The organism is Globicatella sp. HMSC072A10 (assembly GCF_001811625.1).
GTDB lineage: Bacteria > Bacillota > Bacilli > Lactobacillales > Aerococcaceae > Globicatella > Globicatella sanguinis.
The window spans coordinates 1-15,633 of the sequence record NZ_KV805667.1 but is presented as its reverse complement, the minus strand read 5'-3'; the positions used below and the strand labels follow the sequence as shown (position 1 = coordinate 15,633).

The window sequence follows — 15,633 nt, the reverse complement described above, 5'->3', positions numbered from 1 at the left end:
ATCAAGATACTCTGATATAGGACGCTTACTTTTTTGTTGTCTAAATTGTGAGAGCACTTAATAATTTCGTTAGAATGTTTAACAAAAGAGCCATGAAAAACGCTTTAACTAAAAGAAAAGGCTAGATTCTATTGCATATCCTAGTTAAACACGATAAAATTAAGTGGATAAAAACTATCTCAAGCAAGAGATTTTGGGAGGCCATTATGCAAGAAGAAATTAGTCTAAAAGATTTGTTTAACATTGTGAAAAAACATGTGTTTACAATCTTAGCATTAACATTAATTGGGGCAATCTTGTCCTTGGTATTTATGAACTTTTTTGTTGATCCAAAGTATGAATCAGAAGCACAGCTCTTGGTCAATCAAAAAGGGACTGAACAACAATCAATTAACTACAGTGAGATTCAGTCGAATATCCAGTTAATTAATACATATCGTGATGTCATTCGCAGTCAACAATTATTGACACAAGTTAGTGAAAACATGGGTGGAGTCTATACTACAGAACAATTGACAGACGCTGTATCGGTAGATCAACAAACTAATTCACAAATGTTTACCGTTAAAGTAGTCTTAGACGATCCAAATGCGGCACAAAATGTATTGGCCAATATTACCACTTTATTTGACCAAACCTTAAGATCAATTTACGAAGCCGATATATCGAATATTTATGTCTTACAACCGGCTTCTTTTAATGCCAATCCTGTGTCACCAAGCGCAATTCGTTATTTGGCGATTGGAACTTTAATAGGTCTAGCTTTAAGTGTTCTTTATATATTAATTGCGGAAATGACTGATAACACAGTTAAAGATGTGGAGTTCTTACAACAATTAGGTTTAACTAATTTAGGTGAGATTAACATTATCTCAGATCGTGATGCTAAAAATGCCCGTTTAAGTCAACGTGGAACAAGAAGAGTAAAGGAGTAATTGAATAATGTTTGGAAATAAACGTAGAAAAAAAGAAAAAAACTTACAAAAAGAACAATCATTCGGTGCCCCTTTAATTGCATACAACAATCCAAAATCAATCCATGCGGAACAATTTAGAACCATTCGTACTAATATTGAATTTGTTAATATTGATAAGCCCGTGCAGTCGATGATTGTAACTTCTAGTATTCCAGCGGAAGGTAAGTCAACTATTTCATCTAACTTAGCTTATGTGATGGGGGCTACTGAAAAAAAAGTATTAATCGTTGATGCGGATATGCGTAAACCAACTGTCCATCGTACTTTTGCTTTAAACAATGAAAAAGGTTTATCAACCTTAATCTCACAACCGGAGATGAAGTTTAATGAAGTAGTACAATACAGTCCTGATTTAAATCTTTACTTAATGCCGGCCGGTCCGATTCCACCGAATCCCGCTGAATTATTAACTTCAGCACGGATGAACAGCATTATGGAAGAATTAAAAGGTTATTTTGATTTAATTATTTATGATACACCACCAATCAGTGCCGTAACCGATGCCCAAATTATGGCCACTAAAGTAGATGGGGTTGTCTTAGTAGTGCGTGAAGGTTATGTCACGAAGGAAGAATTACGTAATTCAAAAGCTGCCTTGGATAATGTCAATGCGCGTATCTTTGGCTATGTCTTAAATGGGAAAGAATTATCAGATTCTTCTGGTTATTATGCTTACTATGGTTATGAAGAAGAGGCTTAAAGATGTTAATTGATATTCATAGCCATCTCCTACCTGGAGTAGATGATGGCGCCAAAGATATTGAAAATTCAATTGAATTAGCACAAGTTGCGGTGAGTGAAGGTGTCGAGCATTTAATCTTGACACCTCATCATTATAATAACCAATATGTCAATCATAAAGACGATGTCATCAAAGCGACTGAAGAATTACAAAGGATCTATGATCGTGCGGGCATCAAACTTAAAGTTTATCCGTCCCAAGAAATTCGCATTCATCATGATTTATTAGATAATATTTTGTATAAAGATGATTATTTATCATTGGATGCACGCGGGAAATATTACTTAATTGAAATGCCTACTAAAAGCGTTCCGGATTATGCCTTAGACTTACTTAAAGAGATGCTTCAACAGGGTATGATACCAGTCATTGCCCATCCTGAACGTAATCATGCCTTTGCGAAAGATATTCGCTTATTGTATCAATTTATTGAAGCGGGCTGCTTATCGCAAGTAACCAGTCATTCGTATATTGGCTTTTATGGCGATAAATTACGCAAAATTAGTCAAGAGATGATTGAGCATAATTTAATCCATATTATCTCTTCAGATGCCCATCATCTAGAGTATCGGCCTTTTAATATGCAGAAAGCTTATGAGCAAGTTATACAAGATTATGATGCACGATTAGCGGAATACTTTAAACATAATGCGGCAGCTGTTTTTAATGGTGACGATATTGTAACGATGCGACCTAAAAAGAAAAAACGATTTGGCTTATTTTAATAGAACAGAAATGAAGTGAAGTAGATGAACAAGCGATTGATTGAATTATTGGTGGTATTAATCAGTGTTATTTTTGTTAATACTCATACTGTCTATGCCACTGAAACCAAAGTAACACCAGAGCCGATGTCCGTGCTATTATTAGGCATCGACAGCGGCTCTTTAGGCCGTACGGAGGTAGGACGCAGTGATGTGATAATGGTCATGACAATAAACCCTAATAAAAACAATATCACTTTAACGAGTATCCCGCGCGATACCTATGTTGAAATAGTGGGTCTAGGCATAATGGATAAAATTAATCATGCTTACGCCTTTGGTGGGATTGAGATGTCCCGCGCAACGGTTGAACAATTTTTAGGCATTGCAATTGATCATTATATGGTAGTCAATATGGCGGGGCTATCTGAATTAATTGATCAAGTAGGTGGTGTTGAGGTCATTCCACCGTCAACTTTTAGTATTAATGGGTATAACTTTGTAGAAGGACAAACGATTAACTTAAATGGTGAGATGGCGTTAGCTTATGTTAGAGAGCGATATAGCTCCGGTGGCGATTATGGTCGTCAAGAAAGACAAAGACAGTTGGTAACAGCCGTCATTCGTCAAGTAAGCAACAGTAAAAATATTTTTAATTTAAAAAATATTTTCTATTCATTGAATGATAATATTAAAACAGATTTTGATTTGATAACATTGATGGAATTGTATAAAGAATTTAATGACTCTGTTGATAATGTGTCGACTTATCAAATTAGTGGCTATCCACAAATGATTGAAAATATTTATTATGAAGTGCCAGATACAGAAGTGTTGGAAAATGTGAAAAACACTATAAAAAATGAGTTAACGGAACAATAATGTTATATTAATTGGGAGATGAGAAAGTGGAAGAAAAGCGAAACGATGATAATCTATTGATAACTTTAGTGGGGAGACTATCGAGAAATCAACGACTGGCGATTTGGATGTTGGGAGACTTATTCGCCTTTATATTAGGAACAATATTTTCAATGGTTATTTTATGGGATATTATTAAACCTAGTAATTTAGTAGTGATTGCTTATACTATCTTGAGCTTTCTATTATTTGCCATTATTGGTAATCAATCGAAAATTTTGGGTCAAATTAATCGTTATTTAAATATTAACGATTTGTTGGGTATCTTTTTATTAACTTGTGTTGCTCAATTATTAACCAGTATTGTGATAGCTGTTAGTTTTCAATGGTTTTCCATCCGATTCACTTTATTAACGATGATCATTGCTGGTGTGCTTACTTTAGCGATAAGAGTCTTATGGCAGCAATTATATTTAGGTCAGAATAAAGCTGAACTTGTTTCGAAACCTAAAACAAGAAAAGTCATTGTCATGGGAGCGGGTGATGGCGGGTCCTATTTTATGGATTCTTACAGACGTAACCCTGGTAACATTGAAGTCTTGGCGGTATTAGATGCCAATAAATCAAAGCATGGCCAAGTCATCGGAGGGGTAACGGTAATAGGGAATTTGGATAAGTTGCCTGAATTAAAAGCACAAGGGGCAGAAGAAGTGATCATTGCGATTCCTTCATTGAGCTCTAAAGCTTATGAAGAGATTTTAACCGAGTGTAATCGTGTAGGCTTAAAAGTGTATAAGATGCCGAAAGTAGAGGATGTTATTCAAGGGGTAATTCGTACTAATCAAAATTTACCTAAAGTGGAGATTACCGATTTATTAGGTCGTGATGAAGTGAAATTAGATGAGACTTTATTACGAAAAGAATTAGAAAACAAAACGATTCTGGTGACCGGTGCCGGTGGTTCGATTGGTTCAGAGATTGTTCGTCAAGTTTCAAGATTTAATCCTCGTAGAATTTTATTATTAGGTCATGGTGAAAACTCCATATACTTAATTTATCATGAGATGTTAAAACAACAAAAGATGATTCAATATGTGCCGGTGATTGCGGATATTCAAGATAAAGAACGATTATTACAAATTATGCGCGATGAACAACCGGATATCGTCTACCATGCAGCGGCACATAAGCATGTTCCATTAATGGAGATGAATCCAGTGGAGTCTTATAAGAATAACATTTTAGGGACTTATAATGTAGCGACTGCGGTCCATGAGACCGGTGTGAAGAAAATGGTGATGATTTCGACTGATAAAGCGGTCAATCCACCAAATGTGATGGGGGCTTCAAAACGTGTAGCGGAATTAATTATTACCGGGATTGCTCAACAAAGTGAGTCGATCTTCTGTGCAGTACGTTTTGGTAATGTATTAGGAAGTCGTGGTAGTGTCATCCCCGTGTTCACTAAACAAATTGCAGAAGGTGGACCGGTTACGGTAACAGACTTTAGAATGACACGCTATTTTATGACCATTCCAGAAGCAAGTAAATTAGTCATTCATGCAGGCGCCTTTGCTAAAAGTGGCGAAGTTTTTGTGTTAGATATGGGTGAGCCGGTTAAAATCCTCGATTTAGCTAAGAAATTAATCTTATTAAGTGGCTATTCAGAAAATGAAATTGAAATTGTCGAATCAGGTATTAGACCAGGTGAAAAACTTTATGAAGAGATTTTACTTGATGGGGAAAAAGGTGATCGACAAATCGAAGGTAAAATCTTTGTCGGTAATGTAGCCAGAAGACCTTTATCTGAGATAGAAGCATTTATTAAGGAATTACAAAAAGATAATCCACAAAAACTAAAAGAGACAATTGTTAACTTTGCGAATTCACATGAAGGAGAGAATTAGTAATGAATAAAATGATTCCATTTTCACCACCAGATTTAACAGATGAAGAAGTAAAAGAAGTTGTTGATACATTAACCTCAGGGTGGATAACGACTGGACCAAAAACCAAAGAATTTGAAAGACAAATTGCAAAACGTTGTAATACAAACATGTCAGTGACGATGAATTCAGCAACGGCTTGTATGGAAATGACATTAAGATTGTTAGGTGTAGGGCCAGGTGATGAAGTGATAACATCAGCTTATACATATACCGCAAGTGCAAGTGTTATTGCTCACGTAGGAGCTAAGATTGTATTAGTGGATACAGCTGAGGATTCAATCGAGATGGATTATGATAAATTGGCTGATGCGATTACTGAGAAAACGAAAGTGATAATTCCGATAGATTTAGCTGGAAGACCTTGTGATTATGATAAAATCTTTGAGGTAGTTGAATCTAAGAAAGAATTATTTAATCCAACAAAAGGTACTTACCAAGAAAATTTTGATAGAGTCATTGTAATGGCTGATGCAGCACATTCTTTTGGAGCAAGCTATAAAGGAAAGAATGTTGGGGAAATAGCTGACTTCACTAGTTTTTCTTTCCATGCTGTAAAAAATTTAACCACTGCAGAAGGTGGAGCTGTCACTTGGAAAAGTATTGAAGGTGTTGAGGATGAGGAAATTTATCAACAATATATGTTATTAATCTTACATGGACAAAATAAAGATGCTTTAGCAAAAACAAAATTAGGTGCATGGGAATACGATATCGTGGGTCCTTATTTTAAATGTAATATGACAGATATCATGGCCAGTATAGGATTAGTTCAATTAAAACGATATGATGAAATGCTAGCTCGTCGTAAAGAGATAATAGAAAAATATATGGAAGGCCTTAAAGGTTTGCCAATCAATTTCTTGAATCATTATTCTAATGAATATACTTCGAGTGGCCATTTATGCATAACTAGAATCGATAATTTTGATGAAAATAGAAGAAATAACTTTATCGAAGAGATGGCAAAAAAAGGGATTGCGACCAACGTTCATTATAAACCATTACCTTTAATGACTGCATATAAAAATTTAGGGTTTGATATTAAAGATTATCCAAATGCATTCAACTATTATCAAAATCAAGTAACATTGCCATTGCATACCAAACTTTCAGATGATGATATAAATTATATCGTTGAAACTATTACTCAAATATTAGGAGAGTAGCATGTACAAAAAGTATTTTAAAAGAGCTATTGATATTCTGGTGTCATTAATTTTTTTACCACTGATTTTAATTTTAATTTTAGTTGTGGGAATCTTGATTAAATTAGATGACGGTGGAAGTGTCTTTTACTTTGCGAATAGAAGAGGAATAAATGGCAATCCGTTTAATATGGTAAAATTTCGAAGTATGAAAGAAAATTCGCCAGATATTAGAAATGAAGATGGATCAACCTTTAATTCTGAAAATGATCCTAGAATAACAAAAATTGGAAAGTTTCTTCGCAAAACATCGATTGATGAAATTCCTCAATTAATAAATGTTCTTATTGGTGATATGAGTCTTATTGGACCAAGACCTAATATGGCTACCAAACAATTTGATGAATTGTCAATTGGCGAACAACAAAGAGTAAGAATGAAACCTGGTATTACGGGTTATTCACAAGCTTTCTATAGAAATTCCATTTCTATGGATGAAAAAACAAAATTGGATAATTATTACATTGATAATGTTAGTTTTTTACTTGATATGAAAATAATTCTTCAAACATTAAAGACGGTAATCCTAAAGGAGAATATTAATGCCAACTAAAAAGATCATGATTTTAGGAGCTTCTATTCTTCAAGTTCCATTAATTAATCAAGTTAATAAAAATGGATATTCCTCGATTGTATTAGATTATAATCCAAATTCAGTAGGAAGAGAGTTAGCTGATGAATTTTATGAAGTGAGTACAATAGATACAGAAAAAGTTCTAGAAATTGCTAGTAAAATAAAACCAGATGCGATACTGACAGCAGCAACCGATATGCCAATTCGTACAGTAGCATATGTAAGTGAGCAATTAGGATTAAAGTCCTTAAACTATGAAACAGCCTGTATCTGTACAGACAAGCACCTAATGGCTGAAAAATTAATCAATGCAAAAGTATCGACACCAAATTATTTTTATCTTGACATTACAAAAGAGTTAAATATTAATGATTTCACTAAACTAAATTTTCCTATAATAATTAAACCTACAGACTCTTCAGGTAGTAGAGGTGTAATTAAAGTAGAAAATATAAATGATATTTCAGAAGCAGTGAATTATTCTTCTGAAATTTCAAAAAACAAGAAATTAATTGTTCAGGAATTTATTGAAGGTGAAGAAGTATCCGTTGAATGTTTAGTAAATGACGGAGAAATTTCGGTAGTACAAGTCACTGATAAAGAAACTACGGGCAGTCCTCATTTTGTTGAATTAGGACATAAACAGCCTTCAAGGCTGCCAGAGGAAGTTATTGAAAAAATAAACGACTTGGCAAAAGATGCAATAAAGGTTCTAAATATCAATAATTCTGCAGCTCATATAGAAATGAGAATCGAAGATGGGACGCCGTACATTATCGAGGTTGGTGCACGTTTAGGAGGCGATTTTATTACCTCTCATTTGACGCCTCTTTCAACTGGAACTAATATGGTTCAAGCAATTATTGATATATCATTAGATGAAAAACCAATAATTTCAAGTGAAACCATTGGTTACTCTCGAGTTTTCTTTTTCTCGAAAAATGTTACTGATACAAATCTCGAAAAAATTAAAGAAAAGTATAAAAATGAAATTATTGAATTCTTTTATGAAAGTAAACATGATACTATAGAAATTTTATCTAGTTCAGATAGAATCGGACATGTCATTTTTAAAACCAAAACATTAACGGAAATGTTAGAAATTGAAAGTCTCATGCAACAAATTTTAAATTAGTTGGAGGAAATAATGAAAGATTTATACATTATTGGTGCAGGTGGATTAGGACGAAAAGTTTTTGAATGTGTAAGAAGAATTAATGAAAAGAACGAACGTTGGAATATTATTGGGTTTTTAGATGACAATTTAAATGCATTAGACAATGTCAAATGTAATTTATCTATTGTTGGAAAAATTTCAACATATATACCTAAAGATAATGATGTCTTCTTATTAGCAGTTTCATCTCCAAGTCTTAAAGAGAAAATGTCTAATGAATTAATTAATAGAGGTTTTCAATTTGAGTCTATCATTTCACCTGAAGCAATTGTTGGAGATTTTGTTGAAGTTGGAGAAGGATCAATTATTATGACGCCATATAATGTTGAAACAGGCTCAAAAATTGGCCGATTTGTTACTTTATTAGGTTCAACTATTGCAGTTGACGGTCAAATAGGAGATTATTCTACGACTGCTGGTTTTGCTAATTTAACAAATTCGAAAATTGGCAATAAAGTTTATGTAGCTTCTCATGCAGTTTTATTAGAAAATACGACAATTGGAGACAATAGCGAAATTTCAGCTGGATCAATAGTTGTGAAAGATGTAGAACCAGATGTTATAATGTTTGGTAGTCCGGCACGTGTATTAAAGAAAAAGGAGATTAACTAATGACTAATAAGGATAAATATTATGAGGTATTTAGTACATTATTTGAAGTGGATAAAACAGAATTAAATGAAGATTTTACTTTTGAGAAAAGAGATGATTGGGATTCATTAATTCATATGAGTTTGATTACTGACTTAGAAACTGCATTTGATGTGCTATTTGACACTGATGAATTATTGAATTTTGGTTCATTCTTCAATGGAATAAAAATATTAGAAGGTCATGGCATTGTAATGGATGATAGCTATGGCGAATAAGATTATATTAGTGACCGGTTCAAGTAAAGGAATTGGAAAGAAGATATGTGAACAATTGTTAGAAAATGAAAACATTGTTTATGGTATCGCTAGATCAGAAAAAGAAATGAAGGATATGTCAACAGCATATCCAAATTTTATTGCTTGTATTGGCGACATCACTGATCATACTTTTATTTTAGAGGTTATTAAAAAAATTAGAAAAGAACATGGAAAGTTAGATGGTTTAGTAAATAACGCAGCCATTGAAGTCAATGAACCAATTGGGATGATAAACTTAAATATGTTTGAAAAAATTCTAAAAGTGAATGTGATTGCTTTAGTAGATGTTTTACAATTATCTGCGAGAATAATGAAAAACGGCGGTTCAATTGTTAATATTTCATCGAATGTTGGATTAAAAGGCAATCCAGGACAATTAAGTTATAGTGCTTCAAAAGGTGCAGTTAATTCAATTACTTTAACTGCAGCGAAAGAATTAGCTGATAGAAAAATCAGAGTGAATTCTGTCTTACCCGGTTTGACTAATACAGAAATGATACAAGAAACAGATGTAAAATTTATTACTGAAAGAATAAGTCACATAAAGTTAGGACAAATTATTGAGCCAGAAGATGTAGCCAATATGGTTTCGTTTTTACTTTCTGACAAAGCTTCAATGATAAGTGGACAAATTATTGCTGTTGATGGATTAACGATAATGTAGGAGGAAGACAATGTATTTAAATTTAGATAAAATATCGCCTGATAGAATTGCGATTGTGGATGATAGTAAAGAAACCGTTACTTATGGACAATTGGTCAAAAAAATTAAAGAAATTGCCAAAGAATTTGATAGAGATAAATTGGCCTTTCATTTGGTTTCAAATGATAATAATTCTTTATTAACTCATCTAAGTATGGTTGAAAACGGAGTGAGATCGTTAATTTTAAGTGAAAGTATTGATTCTGAATTATTAAATACATTGATTAGTACTTATCAGCCAAATATAATTGTTTCGTCAAAAAAATATAAGGCTGAATTTGAATTTAATGATGTTGAAATTAAAGATGAAAATTCAATTTATTATGTTTCAGATTATCTACATAATTTAAATGATAAATTAGAATTTTTAATGAGTACATCAGGAAGTACTGGAAGTCCTAAATTAGTAAGATATAAAAAAGGAAATCTAGAAAGTAACGCTAAAAATGTGGCGATTACATTTGGTTGGGATGAAAATGAAGTTTCACTTTGTAGTTTACCTTTAAATTATACCATGGGTTTAAATGTTATTAATAGCCAACTAGTGGTAGGTGCTCAAGTAGTTTTAACAAATGAGAATGTAGTTTCAGCAAAACATTGGAATTTAGTAGAAGAATATGGCGTAACCAATACTTGTGGAGTACCTTTTACATTTGAAGTAATGCATAAATATCGTTTATTAAATAAAGAATTTCCTACATTAAGAACACTTTGTCAAGGTGGCGGAAAAATGACTCCACAATTATTTGAAGCCATTTCAGAATATTGTAATAAATTTGGAAAAAGATTTATTGCTTCCTTTGGTACAACAGAAACATCAGCTCGTATGATGATGTTACCGCCTGAATTAACTATAGATAAAAACTTAAGCATTGGAAAGCCAATTAATAATGGTAAAGCTTATCTAATCGATACTGAAAATAATGTAATTACTGAACCAAATGTTCAGGGGGAACTAGTGTACGAAGGTCCAAATGTTACTTTAGGATATGCAACAAAAGCTGAAGAACTTGCTTTGGATGATGAGTTTAAAGGCACGTATAAAACAGGAGATATTGCTTATTTTGACGAGGATGGATTCTATTATATTGTCGGTAGAATTAAGAGATTTATTAAACTTAATAGTAATCGTGTTGGTTTAGATGAAATAGAAAATATAATTAAAAGCCATTTTAATATAGATGTTGCGGCTACAGGAAAAGATGATTTACTAGTAATTTACATAACCGATGAGTCAATTAAATCTGAAGTAGCTAATTACTTAATCCAAAAGATAAAATTAAGTAAATTGTTTTTATCAGTAAGAGTAATTGATACAATTCCACGTAATGATAGTGGGAAGATTTTATATTCTAAATTGGAGGTCTAAAAATGAAAAAATTGTTTCTTTTTGCTAGAGGATTTCCATATAATATTTCAGAACCATATTTAGAGACAGAGATTAAATATTATGAAAAATTTGATGAAGTACATATATTTTCTCTATCAGTTTATAAAGATGATGAAAAGAGAGAAATTTACAAAAATACAAACTATTTTTTTTATGTAATTGATTTTAAAAATTACTTCACTTATTTTTTTTCAACTATCTTATTACTTTTCACCCCTTTTTTTTATCGAGAAATATTATATTTAATAAAAAATAAAAAGTATAATCTTAAAAATCTTATTAGTTTGATGATATTTTTGTCTAGGGAACAAATAGAGCGGAAAGAAATTGAAAAAATAATTAAAAATGAAAACTTGGTTGATAGTTCTGATGAAATAGTTCTTTATAGTTATAGATTTGATTACAGTTCTTTTTTAATTTGTAATTTAAAAATTGATTCACCAAAAAAAATAATTAAAATAATTCGAGCTCACGGTATTGACCTTTATGAAGAAAGAAATAATGGATATTTGCCTTTACGTAAATTCATTTTATCTAAAATTGATAAAGTGTTTTTAATTTCAAAAAATAGTTTAAATTATTTAGTGAATAAATTTCCTGAATTCAAAAATAAAATGGATTTAAGTTACTTAGGTACAAACAGATTAAATGCGCCAGTATACTCACCAGCTAATAAATTAAGGGTACTATCTTGCTCCAATATTATACCAGTAAAAAGGGTACATCTAATTTATGAAGCACTCCAATTATTACCTTTCGATGTAGAGTGGACTCATTTTGGCAAGGGAAGTGACTTTGATAAACTTAACGAACTTTCATTGAAAAGCAAATCTAATATTAAAATAGAATTAAGAGGGCACGTACCAAACAAAGAATTATTGTCTATTTATGAAAATGAAGTTTTCGATATTTTTATAAATGTGAGTTCTAGTGAAGGATTGCCTGTAAGTATTATGGAGACTAACTCTGTTGGGATTCCTACCATTGCTACAAACGTGGGGGGAACCAGTGAAATATTACTTGATAAGGTAAATGGTTTTTTATTAAAACCGGATTGCACAAAAGAAGAAATCGCAATAATAATATCTAATTTCTGGGATTTAAGTGAAGAAGAAAAAAGAGATCTTAGGAATAGTGCTATAACTGTCTGGGAAGAAAAATTTAATTCTGATAATAATTACAAAGATTTTATTGACAGTATATTTGAAATGCTCAAAGGAGGTGTAATAAATGAAAATTAGAACGAATTTAGTATTAATAAATATAATTTTTGCTATTTTTTTTAGTGGTTTATTAATTATGACTGTTATTAAAAATGTTCCTTTAGCATTAGCCTTTCTGATAAGTATTTTTATAATTACCTTTTTATATTCATTGTTTAAAGTAGAGAAACGTACGGCGTTGATGGTTTTTCTTGTATCTATGTTCACGTTTTTAATTGGTAGAGATGTACTCTATTATTATTTTGATTTTGGTACTAGCATATACAATACTGACATAAATATTTACTCGTATAACATTATTTCAATTTCGATAGTGACTATTTTGATTTCAACAATTTTTATCGAAAGAATAAATTTTTCCAAAGAAAAAAAGATTGAAAAAAGTTCAAATAGTAAAATTAAAGAAGTATTTGATTTTTCTCCAAATTTTAAAAAAATTGTTTTGATTTCATATTATATAATAGCTGTTGCGTCCATTGCTTTTGTTTTGATAAAAATTAAGCAAGTTAGAGGAGCAGGATATCTAATTTTATATTCTGAATCTTTACGCACATCACACTCATTATTTGAAACTATTTTATTATTAATAAATATAGTTTTACCAGTATCATTATCCTTATCTTTAGTTATTTTTAAAGTAGGTTTTCACAGAAAATTAATTATTTTAACTTATTTATTATATATTATTCTGTCACTTGGTACAGGTTATAGACATGAATTTGTTTTAGGAATCCTTTTTTTATTCTTTATAAATATCTGTGGCAAAAGCACAATAAAGGATTTATTAAACATAAAATTTTTATTACCACTATTTTTAGTTTTGGTTATGACTATTGGATTTTCACAAGTAATTGCTAATGTCAGAATGGATCAAAATTATACTCATAAAAGTATTTTTGATGTGTTTTTTAATTTCTTTTACGATCAAGGAGTTAGTATAAATGTTCTGAAACAAGCTAAAATTTTAGAACATTTAATTCCAGAAAATAAAATCTATACTTTAAAATTTTTGTATTCAGGTATTCCAGCTAGAGTTTTTAATTTGCCTATTTACTATGGTAATACAATTGAGAATGCTATTTATGGTAACGACTTAAATCATACGCTTAGTTATCTTGTATTAGGAAATAATTATCTGTTAGGAATGGGAACTGGATCTTCATATATTGCTGAAGTTATGCACGATGGAGGCTATTTTTATTTAATTATTATGAATTTTATTTATGCACTTTTATTGAATAGAATATCACAGTATTATAAATATGGATATATTAAACAAACTCTTTATCTATTAATTTTACCGAGTTTATTATGGGCTCCAAGAGGTAATGCTACTGCCTTTATTGCAGATCTTATTGCCCCATCAGTCATATTATTTGTTGTATTGATAGTAGTATGCTATAAAATATTTCAAAAGAAAAATAAGTCTAATAGAATAAATAATATAACAGGAAGGTTAGCTGATGTTTAAAAATATTTTAAGAGTTACAATTTCTAATATCATTAATTTTGGAGCAACATTTTTGGTAGGCTTTATTCTTCCTTTGGTTTTATCAGTCGAGGGATATGGCTATTTTCGTGAATATTCACTATATCTTAGCTTTGTATTTTTATTTAATTTCGGATTTAATGATGGAATATATATAAAATATGGTGGAAAAGAATTAGAGAATATCGATAAATTAAAAGTTCGACAAGAACATTCTTTTATTTTGTTATTCCAAATTTTTGTGTTTTTAGTTTTATTAATTTTATCAACATTTCTTCAAAATAGTGTATTATTTATGTTTTCATTTGTTGTTTATTTCCTTTCTGTTGTAAATTATCATAATAATTTTTTTCAAGCAATTGGAAATTTTAAAGTGTTTTCTGATTCAAATATATGGCGAAGTTTATTCTATATAATCTTCTTGTTATTGGGAATTTTTGTTTTTAAAACTAAAAACTATCAAGTTTATATTTGGATTAATGTTTTGAGTTATTTGGCTCATTTAGTCTTTTATGAGTATTATTTTAGAAAATCTGTAGGAAAAAATACATTACGGTTTGACAAGGAAATACTTCAGTTATTTAAGTTAGGTATTTTTATACTTATTGCTAATATGTCAATGACTTTTGTAGGTAATATTGGCGCTTGGGTGGTAAATTACGGGTTCGATATTAAAACATTCGCACAGTATAGTTTCCAAAGTTCTATTTTGAATATCATTATTTTAGTAGCTAACGCAGTAGGAATGGTATTTTATAATGTTTTAGCAAAGTCGAGAGAAGATTATGAGAAGATAAGATTATTGAAAATTGCCAGTATGATTTTGGCTATGATACTTTCAATTGGAATCTTTTTCCTTAAGCCCATCATAAGTATATTTTTTGTTGACTATAGAGAATCAATTCAAATTTTAACGATGACTTTTCTTGCGTTACCGTATATTATCGTTTCTAAAATACTTATCAGCAATTTGTATAAAACATTGAGATCAGAAAGAAAGTATTTTATTGACGCTTTATTCTTCGCTATATTATCTTTTATTTTTACAGCGGTTATTTTCTTAATTTTTAAAAACATATATTTTATTGCTTTATCAACTACAATTTGTTACTTAATTTGGTATTTATATTCAGTATTAATTGAGTTTAAAGAATTAAAACCTGATCTAAAAGAGATTGTATTAATTACAAGTCATTTTGTTGTTTTTGGATTATTAAATTTAATTAATAATTGGGTTGGTTTAATTTTTTATATGTTTTATTTACTCATTATTATTTTCATGTATAAAGATGATATATTTAAATTCATAAAACTTTCAAAATAGAGGCTCTGTACTTTTGAGTATACAACTTTTTGTGTGAGTGAACAGAGTCATTTCTCTTCACCCACACTGAAAAGTATAGAACCAAAGTATTGAACAAAAACAAGAATATTTTTACTATGTCTTATTTACCTAAAAAGAGAAGTAATTGGAATTTCCAAAACTTTTAAAATTTGTGGTATTTTATCAATAGTAGGTTTACTTTTTCCAGTTTCCCATTTAGAATATGTTTTTTGTGTAACTCCTATTTCTCTAACTAAGTGAGACTGAGTAAAGCCTTTCTTTTTTCTAAAAATTTGTAAGTTTAACATAATTATTCACCTGCCTATATTTAAATACAATTTTTTTGGAAAAACACTTTAAAATATTGTAAGAAAAGTCAAGTCCATAATATTGTGTAAAAATAA

The 15,633-nt window shown here is 30.5% G+C and carries 16 protein-coding genes; 15 read left to right on the top strand and 1 reads right to left on the bottom strand.

Going from position 1 to position 15,633, the window contains the following annotated elements:
• Positions 1-206 precede the first annotated feature (206 nt).
• The 15 genes from HMPREF2811_RS03485 (at position 207) to HMPREF2811_RS03415 (ending at position 15,229) form a co-directional block, all read left to right on the top strand.
• Positions 207-935 carry a YveK family protein gene (locus HMPREF2811_RS03485; RefSeq protein ID WP_071408127.1) on the top strand — a complete coding sequence of 243 codons (729 nt, stop codon included), beginning with the start codon at positions 207-209 and terminating at the stop codon, positions 933-935.
• A gap of 7 nt (positions 936-942) precedes the next feature.
• A complete protein-coding gene (locus HMPREF2811_RS03480; protein ID WP_071408126.1) occupies positions 943-1,677 on the top strand; it encodes a CpsD/CapB family tyrosine-protein kinase in 735 nt (244 codons plus the stop codon).
• Positions 1,678-1,679: 2 nt separating this feature from the next.
• A complete protein-coding gene (locus tag HMPREF2811_RS03475) occupies positions 1,680-2,444 on the top strand; it encodes a tyrosine-protein phosphatase (protein WP_071408125.1) in 765 nt (254 codons plus the stop codon).
• Between the two features lie 24 nt (positions 2,445-2,468).
• On the top strand, positions 2,469-3,305 hold the full coding sequence (locus HMPREF2811_RS03470) for an LCP family protein (protein ID WP_084801907.1): 837 nt from the start codon (positions 2,469-2,471) through the stop codon (positions 3,303-3,305).
• Between the two features lie 107 nt (positions 3,306-3,412).
• Positions 3,413-5,191, top strand: coding sequence for a polysaccharide biosynthesis protein (locus tag HMPREF2811_RS03465; protein WP_141749245.1), 1,779 nt, complete (start codon positions 3,413-3,415; stop codon positions 5,189-5,191).
• A gap of 2 nt (positions 5,192-5,193) precedes the next feature.
• Positions 5,194-6,399: a DegT/DnrJ/EryC1/StrS family aminotransferase gene (locus HMPREF2811_RS03460; RefSeq protein ID WP_071408123.1), complete on the top strand. Its 1,206-nt coding sequence runs from the start codon at positions 5,194-5,196 to the stop codon at positions 6,397-6,399.
• Between the two features lies 1 nt (position 6,400).
• Positions 6,401-6,991: a sugar transferase gene (locus HMPREF2811_RS03455; RefSeq protein ID WP_071408122.1), complete on the top strand. Its 591-nt coding sequence runs from the start codon at positions 6,401-6,403 to the stop codon at positions 6,989-6,991.
• On the top strand, positions 6,981-8,147 hold the full coding sequence (locus tag HMPREF2811_RS03450) for an ATP-grasp domain-containing protein (RefSeq protein ID WP_071408121.1): 1,167 nt from the start codon (positions 6,981-6,983) through the stop codon (positions 8,145-8,147). The genes HMPREF2811_RS03455 and HMPREF2811_RS03450 overlap by 11 nt, the downstream gene beginning before the upstream one ends.
• A gap of 12 nt (positions 8,148-8,159) precedes the next feature.
• Positions 8,160-8,801 carry a PglD-related sugar-binding protein gene (locus HMPREF2811_RS03445; protein WP_071408120.1) on the top strand — a complete coding sequence of 214 codons (642 nt, stop codon included), beginning with the start codon at positions 8,160-8,162 and terminating at the stop codon, positions 8,799-8,801.
• Positions 8,801-9,058, top strand: a complete 258-nt coding sequence (locus tag HMPREF2811_RS03440; protein ID WP_071408119.1) for an acyl carrier protein — start codon at positions 8,801-8,803, stop codon at positions 9,056-9,058. Before HMPREF2811_RS03445 ends, HMPREF2811_RS03440 begins: the two co-directional genes overlap by 1 nt.
• Positions 9,048-9,764: an SDR family NAD(P)-dependent oxidoreductase gene (locus tag HMPREF2811_RS03435; RefSeq protein ID WP_168164938.1), complete on the top strand. Its 717-nt coding sequence runs from the start codon at positions 9,048-9,050 to the stop codon at positions 9,762-9,764. The genes HMPREF2811_RS03440 and HMPREF2811_RS03435 overlap by 11 nt, the downstream gene beginning before the upstream one ends.
• A 10-nt stretch (positions 9,765-9,774) precedes the next feature.
• A complete protein-coding gene (locus HMPREF2811_RS03430; protein WP_071408117.1) occupies positions 9,775-11,172 on the top strand; it encodes an AMP-binding protein in 1,398 nt (465 codons plus the stop codon).
• Positions 11,173-11,174: 2 nt separating this feature from the next.
• Positions 11,175-12,434 carry a glycosyltransferase gene (locus HMPREF2811_RS03425; protein ID WP_071408116.1) on the top strand — a complete coding sequence of 420 codons (1,260 nt, stop codon included), beginning with the start codon at positions 11,175-11,177 and terminating at the stop codon, positions 12,432-12,434.
• Entirely contained in the window at positions 12,424-13,887 is a 1,464-nt protein-coding gene (locus HMPREF2811_RS03420) for an O-antigen polysaccharide polymerase Wzy family protein (protein ID WP_071408115.1), read from the top strand. The genes HMPREF2811_RS03425 and HMPREF2811_RS03420 overlap by 11 nt, the downstream gene beginning before the upstream one ends.
• Positions 13,880-15,229, top strand: a complete 1,350-nt coding sequence (locus tag HMPREF2811_RS03415) for an oligosaccharide flippase family protein (protein WP_071408114.1) — start codon at positions 13,880-13,882, stop codon at positions 15,227-15,229. Before HMPREF2811_RS03420 ends, HMPREF2811_RS03415 begins: the two co-directional genes overlap by 8 nt.
• 125 nt (positions 15,230-15,354) lie before the next feature.
• Here the strand turns inward: HMPREF2811_RS03415 and HMPREF2811_RS03410 are convergent, their stop codons facing one another.
• The gene (locus HMPREF2811_RS03410; RefSeq protein ID WP_071408113.1) at positions 15,355-15,537 is read right to left on the bottom strand and encodes a helix-turn-helix domain-containing protein; all 183 of its coding nucleotides are present in this window, start codon (positions 15,535-15,537) and stop codon (positions 15,355-15,357) included.
• Between the last annotated feature and the right edge of the window lie 96 nt (positions 15,538-15,633).